The organism is Thioclava sp. F28-4 (genome assembly GCF_002020045.1).
In the GTDB taxonomy this organism is placed as follows: Bacteria; Pseudomonadota; Alphaproteobacteria; order Rhodobacterales; family Rhodobacteraceae; genus Thioclava; species Thioclava sediminum.
This window is the reverse complement of sequence record NZ_MPZQ01000001.1, coordinates 292,729-312,808: the sequence shown is the minus strand read 5'-3', so window position 1 is coordinate 312,808 and position 20,080 is coordinate 292,729. Positions and strand designations below refer to the sequence as shown.

Genomic DNA, 20,080 nt, shown 5'->3' with positions numbered 1-20,080 from the left:
TCTCGGATTTCAAAGGGTTCTATCACCATGCATCAAGGCTCCCGGCGCGGGAGAGAGGGCGCGTGCATGCTCTGCGAGCCGTGTGTGAGAGGTGAACGAAAAAGGGCGGCCCAAGATGGACCGCCCCTTCGTCATTTTCGCAATCTGTGGGGCTGCGCCCCGTTCACGCTCAGATCAGCTTGCCCATCGCGACGGCGGTGTCCGCCATGCGGTTCGAGAAGCCCCATTCGTTGTCGTACCAGCTCAGGATACGGACCATGCGGCCTTCCATGACCTTGGTCTGGTCCATGTGGAAGATCGACGAATGCGGGTCGTGGTTGAAGTCGCTCGAGACGTTGGGCTTGTCGGTATAGCCGAGGATGCCTTTCATCGGGCCGTCAGCGGCTGCCTTGATCGCGGCATTGATCTCTTCGACGCTGGTGTCCTTGCCGGCCTCGAAGACCAGATCGACGACCGAGACGTTCGGCGTCGGCACGCGGATCGCGACGCCGTCGAGCTTGCCGTTGAGTTCCGGCAGCACCAGACCCACGGCTTTCGCAGCGCCGGTCGAGGTCGGGATCATCGACAGCGCGGCCGCACGGGCGCGGTAGAGATCCTTATGCATCGTGTCCAGCGTCGGCTGGTCGCCGGTATAGCTGTGGATCGTGGTCATGAAGCCCTTCTCGATCCCGATCGCGTCGTTCAGCGCCTTGGCGACGGGCGAGAGGCAGTTCGTGGTGCAGGACGCGTTCGAGACGACGAGGTCATCCGCGGTCAGCGCACCGTCGTTCACACCGAAGACGATGGTCTTGTCGGCGCCGCTGGCAGGGGCCGAGACCAGAACGCGCTTCGAGCCGTTCTCGAGGTGGAAGGCCGCCTTGTCGCGCGCGGTGAAGATGCCGGTGCATTCCAGCGCGACATCGACATCGCCCCAGGGCAGCTCTTTCGGGTCACGGATCGCGGTGACCTTGATCTTGCCGCGGCCGGCATCGATCCAGTCTTCGCCGGTCGTGACCTCATGGGGGAATTTGCCGTGCACGGAGTCGAATTGCAGCAGATGCGCGTTCGTCTCGACCGGGCCGAGATCGTTGATCGCGATCACTTCGATGTCGGTGCGCCCCGACTCGATGATCCCGCGCAGCACGTTGCGGCCGATGCGACCGAACCCGTTGATGGCAACTTTAACCGTCATATCCGTCTCCTCTGGCTGGCTGCCCGGCAGGGAGTTGCACGGGCAGGTCTTCCGTTAACGCTAACAAGCGCGTTCAGCGCCAAAGGTCAACGGGGTGCAGCCCGATGCTAGCGCCAGAAAGCGACATATTGAACGAGATCGGCAGTTTTTTTCGCCAGAAACAGCAGGATGCTGCCGTCATCGGCAAACACATCCGCCAAAATGAGCAAAATGAGGAGGGCCCCAAGCCAGAGCGCGATCCGATTGGTCATCTATCCCCTTCGCGCGCCCTTGCTTGGCGCGTCAGTGCACGAGTCGCCCCATCGCCCCGGCCACATCGGCCATGCGGCAGGAGAACCCCCATTCGTTGTCGTACCAGGCCAGAACGCGGACAAGCTTGCCCACGACCTTGGTCTGGTCCGGCGCGAAGATAGAGGATTGCTGCGTGTGGTTGAAGTCGATCGAGACCTTAGGTTCGGGGTCGTAGCCCAGCACCATGCCCATGTAGCCGGCAGCGGCCTCGCGGACGATCTCGTTCACCTCGTCGCGGGTGACGGTCTTGCGCGCCTCGAAGGTCAGATCGACCGCGGAAACATTGGGGGTCGGGACGCGCAGCGCGGTGCCGTCGAGGCGGCCTTGCAGTTCGGGCAGCACCTCGCCCAGGGCTTTCGCGGCGCCGGTGGAGGTCGGGATCATCGCCATCGCGGCGGCGCGGGCGCGGTAGAGATCCTTGTGGCGGCGGTCGAGCGTGGGCTGATCGCCGGTATAGGAATGGATCGTCGTCATCACGCCCGATTCGATGCCGATCGTGTCATTGAGCACCTTGGCGAGCGGCGCGAGGCAGTTCGTCGTGCACGACCCGTTCGAGACGACGTGATGCGCGGGCGTCAGCTCGCGATGGTTCACGCCGTAGACCACGGTCTTGTCGGCATCGGTCGCAGGCGCGGAAACCAGAACCCGCTTCGCGCCGCGGCCCAGGTGGACGGCGGCCTTGTCGCGGGCGTTGAACTTGCCGGTGCATTCGAGAACGACATCGACGCCGTCCCAGTCGAGTTCTTCCGGGTCGTAGGTCGACATCACGTCGATCGGGCCGCGCCCGAGGTCGAGCGTGTTGCCCGCGACCTTCACCTGCCCGCCGAACCGGCCGTGGACGGAGTCGTATTTCAGGAGATGCGCATTGGTCTCGATCGGGCCGGTGGCGTTGATCTTGACGACCTGCACGTCATTGCGCGCGGCTTCCGCGATATGCGCGAGCGTGCAGCGCCCGATGCGGCCGAAGCCGTTGATCCCGATGGTGACGGTCATGATGATCTCTCCGAAGCGCGTAATTTCGGCGCTGGATACCATTGCATGCAATTCGGGAAAAGGTTTTGAAACAGTATGTTAGCGTAAACACGCGGTGTTTGCGATAACATTGCGGGGCAGGGTGCGGCTTTGGCGCGAAGAGTGGCGCCAAACGGGGCGCGGCGACAGAATCTTTCGCTCAATCTTCGTCCTCCGCGACGAGGAAGATCTCTCCCGCGGCTTCCATCTCCCGGATCGCGGCGACGACCGCGCTCATCGCCTCTTCGGCGTCTTTCTCCTTCACCTTGCCCAGATTCGCCATCTCGTCGCGCAAGCTTTGCGCCATGCGCTGGGACATGTTGGCAAGAATGAACTCCGCCGCGGGCTGCCACGGGCCGGTCGCCCCGGCAAGCGCGACGGTCAACTGCGCTTGATCGACCACGCGCAGCACTTTCGGAATGTCGCGGGTGTCGATGCGGGCGGGGATATTGGCGAAGGTGAAGATCGCCTTCTTCACCTCGTCGGCGAAAGTCTTGTCCTCTTCCTCCAACCCCTTGAGCACCGCGTCGCGGGTGGCCGAAGCCGAGTAGTTCAGGATCGCGCCCACCCGTTCCACCGGCCCGGAATCGAAGGTCTTGGGCGGGGCGGCATCGAGCTGCGCCGCAAGCGCCTGCCCGATCCGCAGCACGGTTTCGGGCGCGACATTGCCGGTCAGCGAGACCGCATAGGCAATCCGCCGCGCTTTCTCTCCGGGCAGCAGCCCGAGCAGTTCGGCAGATTTCGCGACCGACAGCTTCGACAGCATCACCGCGCCCACTTCGACGCTTTCGCCTTCCAGCACGGGCAGAAGCACCTCTGCGGTGAGGCCCGCGATCCGCTGCCACGGGTCGGCGCGCGAGGAGCCGGAGGCCAGCCTGCGCAACCGGTTCGAAGCCGAGGGCGAGAGCTGTCCGTCTAGCAGTGACAGCGCGCCTTCCAGCCCGCCAGGGAAAGCGATGCCGACAGCTTCCAATTCTTCGCAGAACTCTTCCACCACGCTCGCGATGGTAGCGCGGTCGACCAGACGCAGCTGTGCCACAGCCTCGGTCAGTTCGGTCTGGTGATCGTCGCTCAGCTCCGTCAGCGGCAGTTTCAGCCCTTCGGAGGCGAGCAGCCGCACGATGATCGCAGCTTTCTGGCGCCGCGTAAGCGGTCCCGGCCGGGCGGATTTGTCGCCAGCCGAGTCGGACCCGGCCATATGACCGAGCGCCATGGGCGCGATCGCATTCACCGCGAGAACCTCCGTGCTGGGCATCGGCCGCGCGGGCGGCCAATGCGGTTTCGCGGTCAGCTTTGCACGGAGGCCGTTAAGACGGGATTACCGTCTCAGCGGTCAGCTGGACTGCAGGACGCAGGCACTCGCGTCCTTGTCCCAGACCTGGCCCTGCGGGCAGGACATGGAAGCCTGATGGCCGCTAAAGCACTCGGCCGACGCGGCCAGAGGAGCGAGGATCAGCACGGCGGCTGCAAGGATGGTTCGGGTCATCTGCAATCTCCCTTTGCTAGATGCCCCAGCGTAAGCCCGAATCGCACGCGCCGCCTATAGTCGGCTGACATAGGCGGCGCGGAACGGGCTTGTTTCTCGATTATTCGCCGAAAACGCGGGCGAAAATCGTGTCGACATGCTTGGTATGGTAGCCCATGTCGAACTTCTCGTTGATGCCGTCGACGCCGAGAGCGGCCACGACATCCTTGTCGGCGAGCAGCTGTTCGCGGAAATCGACGCGGTCTTCCCAGACCTTGAGCGCGTTGCGCTGCACCATCGCATAGGCGTCTTCGCGCGACACGCCGGCTTGCGTCAGCGCCAGCAGAACGCGCTGGCTCATCACCAGACCGGGGAACTTGTTCATATTCGCGAGCATGTTCTCGGGGTAGATGATCATCTTGTCGACGACGCCTGCCAGACGGTTCAGCGCAAAGTCCAGCGTCACGGTCGCGTCGGGGCCGATGCCACGCTCGACCGAGCTGTGCGAGATGTCACGCTCGTGCCAGAGCGCCACGTTCTCCATCGCCGGGATCACGGTCATCCGCACTAGGCGGGCAAGGCCGGTGAGGTTCTCGGTCAGGACCGGGTTCTTCTTGTGCGGCATCGCCGACGAGCCTTTCTGGCCCATCGAGAAGAATTCGGCGCCTTCGAGCACTTCGGTGCGCTGCATGTGGCGGATCTCGATCGCGACGTTTTCGATCGACGACGCGATGACGCCGAGGGTGGCGAAGAACATCGCATGGCGGTCGCGCGGAATGACCTGCGTCGAGATCGGCTCCGGCTTGAGGCCGAGCATCTTGCAGACATGCTCTTCGACGCGCGGGTCGATATTGGCGAAGGTGCCGACAGCGCCCGAGATCGCGCCGGTCGCGACTTCTTCCTTGGCGGCTTGCAGGCGGGCTTTGTTGCGGTCCATCTCGGCGTAGAAGCGCGCGAAGGTCAGGCCCATCGTCGTGGGCTCGGCATGGATGCCGTGCGAGCGGCCCACGCGAACCGTGTCCTTGTGCTCGTAGGCGCGCTTCTTCAGCGCCGCCAGAACCTTGTCGAGATCGGCCAGCAGAATATCGGCGGCGCGCACCAGCTGCACGTTGAGGCAGGTGTCGAGCACGTCCGACGAGGTCATGCCCTGATGGACGAAGCGGGCCTCTTCCGAGCCAACATGCTCGGCCAGATGGGTCAGGAAGGCGATCACGTCATGCTTGGTGACGGCCTCGATCTCGTCGATGCGGTCGACGTCGAACTCGACATCCTTGGCCTTCCAGACGGCCTCGGCATTCTCTTTCGGGATCACGCCCAGCTCGGCCTGAGCGTCGCAGGCATGCGCCTCGATCTCGTACCAGATTTTGAACTTGGTGGCGGGTTCCCAGATGTCGACCATCTCTTTGCGGGCATAACGCGGGATCATCGGCGGCCTCTTGATTGCGTGTGGTTGCGCGCTTGTTAGACTGCACCTGCCTTTGGGGCAAGGGAGAGCCAATGCCGCAGCTGTCGGATTTCGAGGGGAACTGGGTGCTGACGCGCCAAATCCTGCATAGCGACGGCGATAAGGCCCGTTTCGACGGTCATGCCTGCTTCGCACCCGAAGGGGTCGGGCTGCATTATCGCGAGAGCGGCGAGCTGGTGATGCCGGGCGGTCAGAGCTTTCACGCCGAGCGCAGCTATTTCTGGCGGGCCGAGGGCGGGCAGATCGCCGTGGCCTTCGAGGACGGTCGTCCATTTCACAGTTTCGATCCGCTGAGCCCGGCCGCGAGCCATTGGTGCGATCCCGACGATTACCGGGTGAGCTATGACTTCGACGCGTGGCCGAAGTGGCGGGCGATCTGGCGGGTGCAGGGACCGCGCAAGGATTACGAGATGATCTCGGACTATGTGCGCAGCGCGGGGCAGCCCTGACGCGGGCGCTCTTGCCGCGGGCGGGGACGCGCGGCAATCTGCGGGGATGAAAGACCTTGTCGCCACACCGATCCTGCAAAACCGCCTGAGCTTCGCGCCCTGGGCCGACCCGCGCACGCGGCGGCTGCCGGGGGTGATCCCGGTGCCATATGAGGATTGGCTCGAGGTCGACGACGCCTATGCCGCGCAGATGGGTTTGCGCGACCGGCTGATAGGGGAGGCGTGCGATCTGGTGCTGGGCCTGTCGGATCACGGACGACCTGCGGCGGAAGAGCTCTACGATCTGGTGCTGCCGATGCTTCCGGCGCTGGGGTTTGCCTGCAGTGCGGAGACGGTCACGCGGCCCGATGGGGCGGTGGTTGCGCTGGATCGCGCGGACCCGCTGGCCACGCTCGGGCGGCTCTTGCAATGCGATCTGTGCCTGATGGAAGCCGATGAGGCCGCCTTCGGCCATGCCGAGCATGTGCTGACCGGTGGCGTGCTGTGTTTCCCTTCGGGCTGGACGCTACGCGAGAAATTCATGCGTCCGATGATGCGCATTCACGAACCGATCGAGATCTACACCGACGATCTCGGCAAAAGGGTTCAGCGCTTGCTCGATGGCGTACGTGAGGGCAGGGGGCTGATGCGCGGGACTGCTTCGCGCTCTGCCGCGCATCTGCACGATCCGCGCTCGGAATACGAATTCGCCCACGCGCCCGCCGACGCCCCTTATATACGGGTGGAGCGGCAATGCCTGTTCCGGCTGCCGCGCACGAACGCCGTGGTGTTCTCGATTCACACGCAGGTGGTGCGGCCCGAAAGCCTGAGCCCGGATCAGGCGCAGTCCTTGGCCGAGCACCCGATCCGGCAGGCGGATTAAGCTTCCTGCATCAGGCGCCAGCGCGTCTCGGCCATATCCTGCGAGACCATGCCAGGGATCAGAAGCGCGTCGATCAGCCACCACAGGCCTGCAAGGCCAAGCGGGATGAAGCCGATCAGGATGGGCGACAGAAGCGTGCCGATCCCGGTCAGCGCCAGCATCACCACGCCGGAGAAGACGCGCCCCATATACATCCGGTGCACGCCAAGCATCGGCAGCATGAACCACAGCACATAGCCCAGAAGGGCGGACTTCTTCTCATTCGCGACGCGCTGCTCGATATAGAGGGCGCGGGCATCGTCTCGGGTCATGTTAATCTCCATAACATCTTCCCGGTCGATATGGGCAGTTGCGCCGCGCGATCAAGAGGGTCGCGGACAATCCGCCGTCTCGGCGGGTCTGCGCGGGCGTCCGGTTTCATAACCTTTTAACCAAAAGTGACCTTAGGGAAGTTTTGGCGCTAATCGCCTTATGCGCGAGTGCCGCGACGCTGCGGATTTCCGCAGTTCGGAAAAAATTTGACATATAAAACAACAAGATAAATAACAGTGATCAACGACTTGTGATTTTTGGCCGTGATCTCTTTGTAGCCCCGAGCCGCAACAATTGTCGGCTTTCGTCACAATTATGGACGAATCAAAGATGAAAACCGGGTTAAAGAAAAGCGGGCTTGAAGGTTCGCACTCTGAGGTAGGGTAATAGGGGCGAAAATGTCGGATCTCTCGACCAATTTCGAGCTTGCAAGTGTAACGGGTGCCACCCAGGAACGGTCGCGCATTCTGCGCTACGAGGGCGTGGGCAAGCGTCTGTTCGACATTCTCGCCGTGATCGCGATCCTTCCGGTTCTGCTGCCGCTGATCGCGGTGCTCGCGCTCGCGGTGCGCGCCGATGGTGGTCCTGCCTTCTATTCGCAGATCCGCGTCGGACAGGGCGGCAAGCGCTTCCGCTGCTACAAGCTGCGCACCATCCATGTCGATGCCGAGGCGCAGCTCGTGCGTATGTGCAACGAGAACCCCGCGCTCGCGCTGGAATGGTCGGTGAACCAGAAGCTCGACGACGATCCGCGCATCACCCGCATCGGCCGCTTCCTGCGACGCACCAGCCTCGACGAGCTGCCGCAGTTCTTCAACGTGCTGTTCGGGACGATGAGCCTCGTGGGGCCGCGCCCCTTCATGCTCGACCAGGAGGCCAGCTACAAAGGCGCGATGGGCCTGGCTTATTACAAGATGCGCCCCGGCATCACCGGGCTGTGGCAGGTCGCCGGGCGTTCGACCACCGCCTTCGTGGATCGCGTGCGCTTCGACGAACGCTATTATGCGCGGCTGTCGCTGCTGAACGATCTGTGGCTCTGCGTGATGACCGTCGCCGTGGTGCTGCGCCAGACGGGCAAGTAATTCCAACACCGGTTGCGAGAGAGAGACGGCTTGTAACCTGCCAACGGGCGCTCCCCTCGGGGGGCGCCCATCGTTTTTCAGCCTTCGACTTGAAGGAAGCGCAGCCCGCCCTTGTCGAGCCAAGCCGCGCTTAGGAGTCCGGTCTCATAGGCGCCGGTATCGACCGCGATGCGGCCCTGATCGGCGACCGGCTGTTCCACGACCCAATGGCCGAAGGCGATCCAGACCCCGTCGCGCCGCGTCATCTGCCCGAACCGGGGATGGCCCCAGAGCAGCGCGTCGCGGCTTTGGCGTTCCATCGGGTGATAGGGGTCGGCCCCCGCATGGGTCGCGGCGAAGCGACCCTCGCGCCACATCGCGGGGCGCGCATCGAGCCATGCCAGCAGGTCCGGCCCCAGCGCGCGGGCGAGGTCCATGCGCAGCGCGTCCAGCACCTCCGGATCCGTCTCGCGCGGATCGGGCGGTGCGATGCCGTAGCTCTGCAGCGTCTGCAATCCGCCCACGCGCAGCCAGCCGGCGGTGCGCGCATCGGGGGACAAAAGGAAGTCGAGCATCATCCGCTCGTGATTGCCCATCAGGCAGATCATCCGTGAGGGGTTGGCAAGCTGCGCGGCATGGAGCGTCGCCAGCACCCGCGCCGAATTCGGTCCGCGGTCGATCATGTCGCCCAACGTAATGATCCGGGCCTTTGCGCCTCGCGGTTCCTGCCCGATCCGCTCGAACATCTTGCCCAAGAGATCGGCGCGGCCATGAAGGTCCCCGATCACGCAGATCGGCGCCTCCGGACGGGGCAGCCCATTGGGTGCCGAGGGAGCGGTCTCTGGTTTGAGACGGGAGAGTAGAGAGCGCAACATATGGGGAAATCCGGAGTTATGCGGGGTGGAAACCAACGCGTGGCTGGGACATAACCGTCGTAAGACGTGAGCGAAAGGGGCTCACATAAAAATGGGCGGCAAACCGCCCCCGTGGCAAGGGCGGGTCGTAAGGGGCATGGCGAGACGCATTCTGATCGTGGTGGAGAACCTGCCGGTGCCGCTGGATCGCAGGGTCTGGCTGGAGGCCACGACATTGCGCGCTTCGGGCTACGAGGTCTCGGTGATCTGTCCGATGGGGCGCGGCTGGGACGCGGCTTATGATGAGATCGAGGGCATCCATATTTACCGCCACCCCGCACCGCCAGAAGCCCATTCCGGCGCGGTGGCCTATGCGCGCGAATACTGGCACGCGATCAAGGCGTGGTTCCGGCTGGCGAAACAGGTGAAACGCGAGCGCGGCTTCGACGTGATCCAAGGCTGCAACCCGCCCGACCTGATCTGGCTTCTGGCCTGGCGCTATCGCCTCTCGGGTGTGCGCTACATGTTCGACCATCACGACGTCTGCCCGGAGCTGTTCGAGGCCAAGTTCGGCAAGAAGGGGCTCCTGTGGGCCGTGATGCGCATCTGGGAGCGGATCACCTTCGCCAGCGCCTCGGTGTCGATGGCCACGAACGAGAGCTTCCGCAAGATCGCGATCTCGCGAGGTGGCATGGCCCCCGAGGACGTCTTCGTCGTTCGCTCCGCCCCGCGCGTCGAGACCTTCCTGCCCGGGCCTGGTGATCCCGCCTATCGCAAGGGCGCGAAGACCGTGCTCGGCTATATCGGCGTGATCGGCCAGCAGGAGGGGATGGACCTGCTGGTTCAGGCGGTCGAGCATCTGGTGCGCAAGCTCGGCTACAGCGATCTGCATGTGGTGATCGTGGGCTTCGGCCCCGAACTGCCTACCGTGGAGGCCGACGTCGCGGCGCGCGGCCTGAGTGACTACTTCACCTTCACCGGCCCGCTCTACGGCGAGGATATGCTGGCGGCGATGAATGCGATCGATATCGGCGTGGCACCCGATCCGAAAAACGCGATGAACGACATCTCCACGATGAACAAGGTCATGGAATACATGACGCTCGAGAAGCCCTTGGTGCAGTTCGAACTGACCGAAGGGCGGGCCTCTGCGGGGGAGGCCGCGCTCTATGCCCGCGCCAATGATCCGAAGGACTTCGCCGCCCGGATCGCGGCCCTGATCGAGGCGCCCGAACGCGCGCGTTCGATGGGGCGGCTGGGCCGGGCGCGGGTGCTCGATGCGCTGTCTTGGGATTTCTCGGCCCGACAGCTCCTTGCGGCCTATGATCGGATATTCTCCAAGATGGGGAAATAAAACCTGCAGATCGAGCGGAATTGTTTCTTATAAATCATTCTTTTTGCTCAAGTTTCGCCAAGATTCCAGTTGCGCGCCGCCCCATTTGCGCCACAAACTCAAGGGGCGGACAGCGAGATGGTTCGCCCTATATCGTTAAGCATTCAGCTTGGAACTTGTATGGCGCATTGGAGGACATCGGCGGTGGCGTTTACCGCACTGGTTGTGACCAGTGTGACCAGCTCTGCCATCGCGGGTGATCTGCGCGAAGCCACGCCTCACGCGACCGCTGATCTGACGGGCCGTGCGCTCTACGATCCGGTGGCCCATGCGCTCGCGATCGGGCTGACACCGGCGATGGCCGATGCGCGCGTGGATCGTGCGATCAAAGCCGTGGAAACCTGCCCGCTTGTGTTCGACACGCGCAACCCGATCCCGGGCTGCTGGGGCGGGACCGTCGCGCTGGGCTCGTAAGCCCGCTCAATCCGGAATCGAGGCACTCAGCCGGGGCAGGGATTGCCCGATGAAGCGCGTCAGGCGGCGGTCGGCTGCGCGGATATCCTCGTCGCGGCGGATCGGCGTGACATAGCGCACCAGCGCGCCATCGGTCCGTCCGCGCGTGATGCCATCGACGATCACCGACAGCTTCGCGCGCCAGTCGCTCGTCATCGCGCGGCCGCGCCCGTCGAACCAGTAATAGACCAGTTGTCGGTTGAGCCCCTTGGTGATGATCGCGCGGTTGACCTCGAAGGGGGCGCGGTGGGGCAGGGCGATGCGATGCGGGCGGAAGGCACTGACCTCCCAGCCGCCGACCGGCAGGCACACCTCGGGGGAATGGATGCCGTCGCCTTGGCTCTGATCGGCATACCACGCGACGAACAGGTTCACCGGCGCGTCCTGAGCGGGATCGGTATAAACCGCGTTGAGATAATCGCTCGCCGCCAGCACAGTTTCCGTGGCTGGCTCCAGCGGGCGGCGCGTGCCTTCCCAGCCATCGATCTGCGTCGGGAAGGACGACAGCGGCGCGCGCTCGGGCGGGAGCGTCGTCATCTGCGGCAGGCCCGACCAGAGCGCCAGCGCGACCCCGGTCAGGATGACCGCCAGCCCCAGATCGCGCGACGGTGCGAGCTTGCGCAAGCGGCGCGCTTCCGGCGCAAAGCGGCGATAGTCCAGATCGAGCGCCTCCGAGAGCGGTTTTGGCTCGGCCACCAGCCGCTGCAGCCCGATTGCGGTGAGGCTTAAGATCGCAATCGCCGCCCCGAAGATCACCCAGCCCTCGAAGACATGCAGGAAGCCCTCGGCCTGTTCGATCCCGTAGGCGTCGACAAGTATCGCGACCATGCCGATGCGCAGCGAATTCAGAAGCACCGTCAGAGGCGCGGCCATCACGAAAAGCACCGCCTTATGCCAGAACGGGCCGCGATAGAGGATGCCGAACAGGTAGGAAAAGCTGAGGATCGGGAAGAGATAGCGCAGCCCCGAACAGGCATCGGCCACCTGCAGCTTGTAGACGCCGAGGTCGATCACATTGCCGCTCAGATGCACCGGGATGTCCGCGGCGCGCACCAGCATCACGCCCAACTCCGACGAGACGAGCTGCAGGGCGATGGTGAGCTTCCAGTAGAGGATCTGCGGCAGCGGCAGCATGAAAATCAGATGCAACACCGGCTTCCAGTGGCGTTTGCCCGCCTGCCAGCCCATGCTCAGCAGCACCGCGCCCATCATCCAGATAATCAGCGCATAGGTCACGAAATCGGCGATTTGTGCGCGGCTGCCGAAGACGGCGAGGGCGAGGGCGAGTGCGATCACCGCGACGCCTTGCCAGCGCCGCGGGCGGGCCTCCAGCGTAAGCGGTGCGTGATGCAATTCGCGCGCGAAAAGATAGAGCGAAATCAGCGGGATCAGCGGCCCGTGGCTGTATTCCGGCGTGGACCATGCCGCCCCGAGGCTCGCGAGTCCCAACGCGAAGAACGGATAGGAGAGGACGGCCAGCGTCAGCAGGCCGAGCGTGCCCCATGGCAGGGCACGCACCTCGCGCAGAGGGGGGCTCGTGGTGATCATCTCGACTGCTCGCTCATAGGCCGTCTGACGCGGCGCTTAACATGAGCTTACCCCGCGAGAGCTTTGATCCAAAGACAAAATCAGCGCTGGGCCGGGGCCGGGCGCGGGGTGTTGCCCGGTGAGCCCTCTCCGGTCAGGGCGGCAAGCTGCGCCTGCGCGCCCCGCATCGCGGGCGGGAGCGGCTCACCGGCAAGACGCAGCGCATCGCGTAGGGCCGCTTCGGCCAGATCGGGCTCTTCAAGTGCGATCAGCACGGCGGCGTAGTGATATTGCGCGAGCGCGTTCTCGGGCAGCCCGGCGGCGGCGGCGGCGAGGAGGGGGCGCGCGGCCCCGTAATTGCCCAGCCGGTATTCCGCCCAGCCATAGGTGTCCTTGAAGGCGGGTTCGGGCCGCTCTCGGAAGCGTTTCGCGATCTGCGCCGCACGCTCGAGGCTGGGCCGGTCGTCGCGATGGGTGCTCAGCAGGCTCGCGAGGTTGTTCGCTACGATCAGATCGCCGCTGTCGCGGGTGTAGAGATCGTCATAGGTCGCGATCGCCGCGTCGAACCGGCCCGATTTTTCCTCCGAGCGCGCCCGGTAGAGCAGCAGCAGCGGATCGGCCTGCGGGGCCTTTTCCAGCGCGGTCTGGATCACCGCAAGCGCGTCGCCTTCGCGCCCTTGGGCCGCGAGCAGGCGATAGAGCTGGCGGGCTGGGCGCGGATCGGCCGGGTCTTCGTACATCAGCGTGCGCAGCCCGGTTTCGGCCCGGTCGGTGTCGCCCTGAATCGCGCAGAGATTGGCCTCCAGCAGCCGCAAGCCGCGATTGCCGGGTTGCTCGTCCAGTTGCGCCTCGAGATAGGCGCGCGCCTCGCCGCCCCGCCCGGAGGCCAGTTGCGCCTGCACCACGGCCGAGACCGCCGCCGCCGAGACCGCAGGGGCCGTGGTGACGCCGTCTTCGCCGGTCGGGGGCATCTGCACCAGGGTTTTCAGCGTCTCGATCGCGCTCTCGCTGCGGCCGCGCCCCATCAGGATCGCGGCGCGGATCGACTGCGCCAGCGCCTCCGTGCCCGGGGCCGACGATGCGGCAAGGCGGTCCGCGATGCGATGGGCAAGCATCCAGTCGCGATCGGCAAGCGCCAGATCGGCCTGCCGCTTGAGCAGTCCGGGGCTGTTGGGGGTTACCGCCACGGCCTCGGCCAGAACCGTCCGCGCGGCGCTGGCGCGGTCATGCGCGAAGAGGAAATCGACATAGCGGATCGCCTCGGGCGCAGCGCGCCCCGCCGCATCATAGGCTTGGCTGAAGCGGCCCATCGCCAGGTCGGGCGCGCCTTCTCGCAGGTCGGCCTCGCCCAGCAGGGTCAGGGTCTGCGGGTTGTCGGGGGCCTGCTGCAGCGCGCTGCGCAGATCGGTGATCGCCAGATCGAGGCGATCCTCCTCGATCCGCCACGCCGCGCGCTGCTGCAGGGCAGGGACGTTGGTCGCATCGGTCTTCAGGATGGCCGCGATCTCGGCTTTCGCCTTATCGCGCTGCCCGTCATGGTCGAGCATCCGGGCGTAAGCAGAGCGCAGCTGGCGCATCTCCTCGCTGTCGGGATGGCTTTCGATCAGCGCCTGCATCCGCGTTAAAGCCGCCGCCCGGTCCCCGGCCTGAAAATCCAGATCGGCCCGCATCGCGGTGAAGATCGCCTCATTCGACTGGCCCTTCGACTGCGCGATGAGCGAGTCGAGTTCCGCCCGCGCGGCCTCGGCACCTTTCGCGCGGGCCAGAAAACGCACGAGTTCCAGATAGCCGCCCGTCTGCTGGTCTCGATCTGTCGCGAGCTTGCGCAGGAAACGCGCCGCCCCCGCCGGATCATCGCGCAGCACATACCATGCGATGAGGGCCGTGCGGGTTTTCGGGTCTTCCGGGAATAGCCCCTGCATCACTTCGAGCTGCGCGCCGATCTCCGCGTTCGCGCCGCGCTTCGAGATCAGTTCCAGCTTGAGAACCTGCAGCCGGTATTGCGCAGGATCGCGGGCCAGCGCCGCATCGAGCGCGGCCAGCGTCGCGGCGTCGTCGCCCTGTGCATTGCGCGCGTCGATCAGCACATGCCAGCCGGTCAGGACCTCGGGATGCGCCACGGTCAGAGCCTTGGCCTGCGCCGCGATTTCGGACTGGCGGCCCGTGTCGCGCGACAGGCTGGCCTCTCGCAGGTCGAGCGCGAGCTGCACCGCCTGCGCGCCGGGATCGTCCGGGGCGAGCTCCTGTACCGCGTCGACCTGCTTTTGAGCGCGCGGCAGGTTGCCCGTGCGCAGCGACAGCTCCGCAAGGATGCGATGCACCTCGACCGTCTCAGGATACTGTTCGAGCAGACGCAGATATTGGCTGAAGGCCTCCTGCAGGCGTCCCTGCGCCAGCAGCAGATCGGCATAGGCGCGCCGCGCGGCCTTATGGGTGCCGTCATATTCGAAGACGTTGCGCAGCTCGACCATCGCGCGGACGGGATCGCCCTCGGCCAGAAGGGTCTGGGCCGATTGGTAATGGGCTTCGGCCTTGTCTGCGTCACTCTTGCAGCCGCTCAATGCGAGTGCCGCGCAAAGCGCGAAAAAGCTCGCGCGCGCATACTGGTATCGGGGCATCTGTCTTGCCTGCTCTGCTACTGCGCTCTGACTGGCGCTTGGCAGAAAGGCTAGCTGCTCCGACGTCATCTATAAAGAGATTTGAACAGCGCCCCCCTGTCTAAATAGCCAGTTTTCCTAGGAATAGACGCGTTTTTGCGACAGTTTCGCCTCAGCCACTCGCGAATTGCTCACGAATTCTTGCGTAAGGCGGGGAGATGCAGCTTACTGGCGCAAACAAATCCCAGAGGCCAAAGGCCCGGTACAGGCATGAACGAAATCTACACCGAATTCTTCGGGTTGGCAGAGCGTCCTTTTTCGTTGCTGCCCGATCCCGATTTCCTGTTCTGGTCTCCAGAGCACAAGCACGCGGCGACGATGCTCGAATACGGGCTGTTCTCGCGCGCACCGATCACGCTGATCACTGGCGAGGTCGGGGCGGGCAAGACGACGCTGCTGCGTCACCTGATGGCGACGATCTCCGAGGATGTGACGATCGCGCTCGTGTCGAACGCGCGCGGCTCGCGCGACGACGTGATCCGCTGGATCATGCTCTCGCTCGGCCAGCGGGTGGAGGCGGGCGAGGATTACGTCCTGATCTACGACCGGTTCCAGCAGCTTCTGATCCAGGAATATGCCGCCGGGCGGCGCGTGGTGGTGGTGATCGACGAGGCGCAGAACCTCGATGCGGGCGTGCTCGAAGAGCTGCGCATGATCACCAATATAAACGCCGACAAGGACGAGCTGGTGCAGCTGATCCTGATGGGGCAGCCGGAACTGCGCGACCTGATCGCACGGCCCGAGCTGCGCCAGTTTGCGCAGCGTGTGTCTTCCGGCTTCCATCTCGGGCCGATGCCCGCCGATTGCGCGCAGCCCTATATCGCCCATCGCCTGCAGGTCGCAGGCGCGACGCGCGAGATCTTCACCCCCGAAGCTGCGCAGAAACTGCACGCCCATTGCGGCGGCCTTCCGCGGCTGATGAACCAGCTGGCCGATCTGGGCATGGTCTATGCCTATTCGGCGCGCTCCCATACGGTAACCGGCGAGATCATCGACAGGGTGATCGAGGACAACGTCTTCTATCTGCCGGTCGAGACCCAGCGCGCCAAGCCGCGCGTGATCGCGCCCACGCCAACCTCCGCAGCAGCCGCTGAGGCCGCGCCTGCCTTTCGCCACAGGGGAGGGCGCTGATGCGGGAGCTCCGCTTCTACGCAGCCCTGTTTGCCCGGCGGATCCACTGGCTCTTGCTGGCGGTGTTGCTGGGCGCGCTTGTCGGTCTGGCGGCGGGGCGGATGATCACGCCGATCTACGAGGCCAAGGCGCTTCTTGTGGTCGAAGGGGACCGCATCCCCGACGGTCTGGCGGCCTCGACCGTGCGCACCGACACCAATGCCAAGCTGCAGGTGATCCGCAAGCGGGTGCTCTCGCGCGAAAGCCTGCTCGACATGGCGCGGCGGATGGCGCTGTTTCCTGACCTGCGCACCGAGTCCGGCGCGCGCAATGCCGATGCGGTTTTCGAGGCGCTGCAGAACTCGGTCGAGATCGAGATCTCCGAGCAGAGCAAGTCGCGCTCCGCCCCGAAAGACGCGACCTTCATGACGGTGTCCTTCCGCGCAGGCGCTCCGGCCCGCGCCGCGCGGGTCGCAAACGAACTGGTGACGCGCATCCTCAAGGAAGACAGCGATATCCGCACCAAGGCCGCCCGCGATACGCTTGATTTCTTCTCGCGCGAGGTGGATCGGCTGGAAGGCGAACTGGCGAAATCCTCCAGCGCGATGTTGCAGTTCAAGCAGGAGAACGGCGACGCTCTGCCCGAGGAATTGCCGCTGCTGCGCGACCGTCTCGCTGCCGTTCAGGCGGGCGCGGAGACCCGGCTCGCGCATGTGAACGAGACCGAGACCGAGATCGACCGGCTGGTGCGGCTGCGCGAAGCCGCGGGGCGTGTGGTCGACCGCGACGCAATCTACCCGCCCGCCGCGCGCGAACTGTCCCGGCTCGAGGCGCAGCGAGACGCGCTCAAACCGCTGCTGCCCGCCGATGACGCACGCCTCGCGGCGCTGGGCGCGCAGATTCAGGAATTGTCGCAGCAGGTGGCGCTGCCGCTGCCGAAAGCCAACTCCGCCTTCGAGAGCCGTCTGCGCGAATTGACCGATACGCTCTTCGTTGCGCAGGCCGCCGGGGATGCCGCCGATCTGAAAATCGCGCAACTCCGCGAGGCGATTGCGAAAGTGCCCGCCAACGCATCGGCGCTCGAGGCGCTGCGCCGCGATCACGACAATCTCGCCGATCAATACGACAGCGCCGTGAAAGCGCGCGCCGTGGCCGAGACGGGCGATACGATCGAGTCGCTGGCCAAGGGCGAGAAGTTGACCGTGATCGATCAGGCGGTCGCGCCGGGAGAGCCGGTGAAGCCCAATCGCAAGACGCTCGCGCTGGCAGGCGTCGGGGTGGGGCTTTTGTTTGGTCTCGTGGCGATTGCGCTGCGCGAATTGCTCAGCACCGGCATCCGCCGCCCCGAAGACCTGCAGCGCCATCTGGGGATCTCGGCTTTCGCGACGCTGCCCTATCTGAGCACGCCCGAAGACGCGCGCCGACGTCGTCGCAAGGTGCTGGTCTCCGGCTCGATGGTCGGCGCGGCTTTCGTTGCGGTCGTGGTGCTGTTCGGCGCGTTCTACATGCCGCTCGACCGGCTGTTCTGAGGCAAGGAGGCGAGAGATGGCGGAGAGATTGCGAGACGCGATTGCCAAGGCCCGCGCTGCCCGCACGGGCCGTGCGACCTCCGAGCCTTCGGTCCGGGCGCAGGTCGCCCCCGGCAGCGACGGTATCACGGCGGGCGCGTGGCAGGCTCTGACGCCGATCGCCCCGAATTTAGGGCGGCTGCGCGGCAAGCGCATCGTCAGCCCCGATAGCAGCGCCGAGAGCGCCCCGATCGACCTCATGCGCACCAAGATCGTGCAGCAGATGCGCGCCAATGGCTGGCGGCGGCTGGCGATCACCTCGCCCTCCGCGGGCTGCGGGAAATCGACCGTCGCGCTCAATCTCGCGCTGAGCCTTGCGCGACAGCAAGAGCGTCACACGCTGCTGATAGAGGCCGATTTCCGCAAACCCTCGCTGTTGAAGCTGCTCGACGCGCCTCGCGGGCCGCAGATCTCCGAAGTGCTCGCAGGCACGGCCGAGTTTGCCGATCACGCCTTGCGGCTGGGCGGCAACCTCGCGATTGGGGCGAATAGCAAGCCGGTGGAGACCCCGGCCGAGTTGATCCAGTCGCGCCGCGCTGCCGAGGCGCTGGAACGGATCGAGACGATCTACGCCCCCGACCTGATGATCTTCGACACCGCGCCGGTGCTGGTCAGCGACGATACGCTCTCGCTCGCCGCCCATGTCGATTGCGTGCTGATCATCGCCGCGACCGAAGAGACCACGATTCAGGAAATCGACATCTGCGAGCGCGAGCTGGCCGAACGCACCAATGTGATGGGCGTCGTGGTCAACAAATTCCGCTTCGCCGCCCCCGAATATGGCTATGCCTATGGCTACGGCTACGGGGCCGCGATGGAGGAGGACTGAGCGGCCAGCCGCTTTGCCTTCGGTCACGCCCGTGCCATATAGCTTCGGTAAACGCGCGGCCCCCGCCTGCGGGGGCTCTGACCGCGCCAAACCCTGCTGACGAAAGGCCGCCATGACCCGCATCATCTCTTCGCTGTCCGAGATTTCCGCCCCGTATGACGCGCTGTTTTGCGACCTCTGGGGGTGCCTGCATAACGGGGTTAAGGCGTTTCCCGCGGCGGTCGAGGCGCTGCAGGCGTTTCGTGCAAAAGGCGGCAAGGTCGTGCTTCTGACCAACGCCCCGCGGCCCGCGAAATTCGTGATGGAGTCGCTGGATCGGCTGGGTTGCCCGCGCGACGCCTATGACCTCGTCGTATCCTCCGGCGATGCCGCGCAGGATGCGATGTTCGCGGGCGCCGTGGGCAAGAAGGTCTGGCATCTGGGCCCGTCCAAGGATGACGGGTTCTTCACCGAAGTGCCGGAAGAATGGCAGGGGCAGGCCGAGATCACCCGTGTCGATTTCGACGAGGCCGAGGGCATCGTCTGCACCGGCCCCTTCGACGAGGTGAACGAAGTCCCTGAGGATTACCGCCCGAAGTTCCTGCTCGCGAAGATGCGCGAGCTGCCGATGCTTTGTGCAAACCCCGATATTGTCGTCGATCTGGGCGACAAGCGCATCTACTGCGCCGGCGCGCTGGCCGCGCTTTATGAGGAAATGGGCGGTGAGGCGATGTATTTCGGCAAGCCCCATCCGCCGATCTACGATCTCGCGCGGCGCAAGCTGAGCCGTCTGGGCGGCGCGGAGGATGCGCGCATCCTCGCTATCGGTGACGGGATCAATACCGATGTGGCCGGCGCTGCGGGGGAGGGGATCGATTGCCTCTTCATCTCCAGTGGTCTGGCGCATGATCAGTTCGGGGCCGATCCGCAGAACCCCGATCCCGAATTACTGCGCACCTGGCTGGAGGCGCGTCAGCGCGACCCGCTCTACACGATGGGTCATCTGACCTGAGCGAAGCGCAAAATTCAGGCGGTAACTTTGTTGCGCCTTTTGTCGCGGTAGGGTAAAAAAGTTGCGCGGGCGTCTTGCCTGTGCTCTGCCGCATGTGCTATGCCGCAGTGCAACATGAACTTCCGGCTGGGACCTATGGATATGCTCGACAACCTGCCCCGTGGCACGATCTGCATCGAAGATCTGGAAATCGGCATGGTGCGCTACCTCCGCAAGGAGGTCACCGACCGCGACATCGAGATGTTCGCGGAGGTCTCCACCGACCATAACCCGGTCCATCTGGACGATGCCTATGCGCAAGACACCATTTTCGAGGGTCGAATCGCGCATGGCATGCTGACTGCCGGCCTGATCTCGGCGGTGATCGGCGAGCAGCTTCCCGGTCATGGCACGGTCTATCTGGGCCAGTCGCTGAAATTCATGGCCCCCGTGCGCCCCGGCGATGTGGTCTATGCCGAGGTGAAGGTGACGGCGATCGATCATTCGCGTCGCCGTGTCACGCTTGAAACCCACTGCGCGGTGGGCGATACGGTGGTCGTGAAAGGCGAGGCGCTGGTTCTGGCGCCCTCGCGCAAGTTCGACTGACCCGGCGACCTCGCCGGAGGGCGGGG

Annotated in this window: 20 protein-coding genes; 10 read left to right on the top strand and 10 right to left on the bottom strand. The window is 64.9% G+C overall.

All coding sequences use genetic code 11. The annotated features are described in order from the left end of the window. Nucleotides 1–169: 169 nt before the first annotated feature. The 6 genes from gap (BMI87_RS01480) to purB form a co-directional block, all read right to left on the bottom strand. Nucleotides 170–1,171 carry a type I glyceraldehyde-3-phosphate dehydrogenase gene (gene gap / locus BMI87_RS01480; protein WP_078519393.1) on the bottom strand — a complete coding sequence of 334 codons (1,002 nt, stop codon included), beginning with the start codon at nt 1,169–1,171 and terminating at the stop codon, nt 170–172. A gap of 107 nt (nt 1,172–1,278) precedes the next feature. After that, entirely contained in the window at nt 1,279–1,422 is a 144-nt protein-coding gene (locus BMI87_RS22440; RefSeq protein ID WP_168175137.1) for a hypothetical protein, read from the bottom strand. Between the two features lie 31 nt (nt 1,423–1,453). Next, a complete protein-coding gene (gene gap / locus BMI87_RS01475) occupies nt 1,454–2,455 on the bottom strand; it encodes a type I glyceraldehyde-3-phosphate dehydrogenase (RefSeq protein WP_078519392.1) in 1,002 nt (333 codons plus the stop codon). Between the two features lie 178 nt (nt 2,456–2,633). Further along, nucleotides 2,634–3,671 (bottom strand): flagellar motor switch protein FliG, encoded by a 1,038-nt coding sequence (locus BMI87_RS01470; protein WP_078520005.1) that lies wholly within the window; start codon nt 3,669–3,671, stop codon nt 2,634–2,636. Nucleotides 3,672–3,806: 135 nt separating this feature from the next. Next, entirely contained in the window at nt 3,807–3,959 is a 153-nt protein-coding gene (locus BMI87_RS21935; RefSeq protein WP_098410593.1) for a chitin-binding domain-containing protein, read from the bottom strand. A 100-nt stretch (nt 3,960–4,059) separates the two neighbouring features. Then, nucleotides 4,060–5,364: an adenylosuccinate lyase gene (gene purB / locus BMI87_RS01465; RefSeq protein WP_078519391.1), complete on the bottom strand. Its 1,305-nt coding sequence runs from the start codon at nt 5,362–5,364 to the stop codon at nt 4,060–4,062. A 71-nt stretch (nt 5,365–5,435) separates the two neighbouring features. Here purB and BMI87_RS01460 point away from each other — a divergent pair, with 71 nt between their 5' ends. Beyond that, complete coding sequence (locus BMI87_RS01460; RefSeq protein WP_078519390.1) at nt 5,436–5,852, top strand: DUF6314 family protein; 417 nt, start codon at nt 5,436–5,438, stop codon at nt 5,850–5,852. 46 nt (nt 5,853–5,898) lie between these two features. Continuing rightward, a complete protein-coding gene (locus BMI87_RS01455; RefSeq protein ID WP_078520004.1) occupies nt 5,899–6,714 on the top strand; it encodes a DUF3445 domain-containing protein in 816 nt (271 codons plus the stop codon). On the opposite strand, the gene BMI87_RS01450 is transcribed toward BMI87_RS01455, so the two are convergent. Then, nucleotides 6,711–7,025, bottom strand: coding sequence for a TM2 domain-containing protein (locus BMI87_RS01450; protein WP_075774515.1), 315 nt, complete (start codon nt 7,023–7,025; stop codon nt 6,711–6,713). The genes BMI87_RS01455 and BMI87_RS01450 overlap by 4 nt on opposite strands. 399 nt (nt 7,026–7,424) lie before the next feature. Here BMI87_RS01450 and BMI87_RS01445 point away from each other — a divergent pair, with 399 nt between their 5' ends. Continuing rightward, nucleotides 7,425–8,108: a sugar transferase gene (locus tag BMI87_RS01445; protein WP_078519389.1), complete on the top strand. Its 684-nt coding sequence runs from the start codon at nt 7,425–7,427 to the stop codon at nt 8,106–8,108. A 77-nt stretch (nt 8,109–8,185) separates the two neighbouring features. Here BMI87_RS01445 and BMI87_RS01440 read toward each other — a convergent pair whose 3' ends face one another. Beyond that, on the bottom strand, nt 8,186–8,875 hold the full coding sequence (locus BMI87_RS01440; RefSeq protein ID WP_246832626.1) for a metallophosphoesterase: 690 nt from the start codon (nt 8,873–8,875) through the stop codon (nt 8,186–8,188). Nucleotides 8,876–9,098: 223 nt separating this feature from the next. Here BMI87_RS01440 and BMI87_RS01435 point away from each other — a divergent pair, with 223 nt between their 5' ends. Continuing rightward, nucleotides 9,099–10,295 carry a glycosyltransferase family 4 protein gene (locus BMI87_RS01435; RefSeq protein WP_078519387.1) on the top strand — a complete coding sequence of 399 codons (1,197 nt, stop codon included), beginning with the start codon at nt 9,099–9,101 and terminating at the stop codon, nt 10,293–10,295. A 183-nt stretch (nt 10,296–10,478) separates the two neighbouring features. Next, nucleotides 10,479–10,748, top strand: coding sequence for a hypothetical protein (locus BMI87_RS01430; RefSeq protein WP_078519386.1), 270 nt, complete (start codon nt 10,479–10,481; stop codon nt 10,746–10,748). 6 nt (nt 10,749–10,754) lie between these two features. On the opposite strand, the gene xrtD is transcribed toward BMI87_RS01430, so the two are convergent. Together xrtD and BMI87_RS01420 are read right to left on the bottom strand one after the other, a co-directional pair. Further along, on the bottom strand, nt 10,755–12,335 hold the full coding sequence (xrtD, locus tag BMI87_RS01425) for a VPLPA-CTERM-specific exosortase XrtD (protein ID WP_078519385.1): 1,581 nt from the start codon (nt 12,333–12,335) through the stop codon (nt 10,755–10,757). Nucleotides 12,336–12,415: 80 nt separating this feature from the next. Beyond that, on the bottom strand, nt 12,416–14,932 hold the full coding sequence (locus BMI87_RS01420; RefSeq protein ID WP_168175136.1) for a tetratricopeptide repeat protein: 2,517 nt from the start codon (nt 14,930–14,932) through the stop codon (nt 12,416–12,418). A 249-nt stretch (nt 14,933–15,181) separates the two neighbouring features. On the opposite strand from BMI87_RS01420, the gene BMI87_RS01415 reads away from it, so the two are divergent. The 5 genes from BMI87_RS01415 (at nt 15,182) to BMI87_RS01395 (ending at nt 20,054) form a co-directional block, all read left to right on the top strand. Beyond that, nucleotides 15,182–16,102: an ExeA family protein gene (locus BMI87_RS01415; protein ID WP_078519383.1), complete on the top strand. Its 921-nt coding sequence runs from the start codon at nt 15,182–15,184 to the stop codon at nt 16,100–16,102. Continuing rightward, nucleotides 16,102–17,610 (top strand): hypothetical protein, encoded by a 1,509-nt coding sequence (locus BMI87_RS01410; RefSeq protein ID WP_078519382.1) that lies wholly within the window; start codon nt 16,102–16,104, stop codon nt 17,608–17,610. The genes BMI87_RS01415 and BMI87_RS01410 overlap by 1 nt, the downstream gene beginning before the upstream one ends. A 16-nt stretch (nt 17,611–17,626) precedes the next feature. Further along, on the top strand, nt 17,627–18,478 hold the full coding sequence (locus tag BMI87_RS01405; RefSeq protein ID WP_078519381.1) for a CpsD/CapB family tyrosine-protein kinase: 852 nt from the start codon (nt 17,627–17,629) through the stop codon (nt 18,476–18,478). Between the two features lie 112 nt (nt 18,479–18,590). Beyond that, the gene (locus BMI87_RS01400) at nt 18,591–19,469 is read left to right on the top strand and encodes a TIGR01459 family HAD-type hydrolase (protein WP_078519380.1); all 879 of its coding nucleotides are present in this window, start codon (nt 18,591–18,593) and stop codon (nt 19,467–19,469) included. A 141-nt stretch (nt 19,470–19,610) separates the two neighbouring features. Next, on the top strand, nt 19,611–20,054 hold the full coding sequence (locus BMI87_RS01395) for a MaoC family dehydratase (protein ID WP_075774735.1): 444 nt from the start codon (nt 19,611–19,613) through the stop codon (nt 20,052–20,054). Nucleotides 20,055–20,080 lie beyond the last annotated feature (26 nt).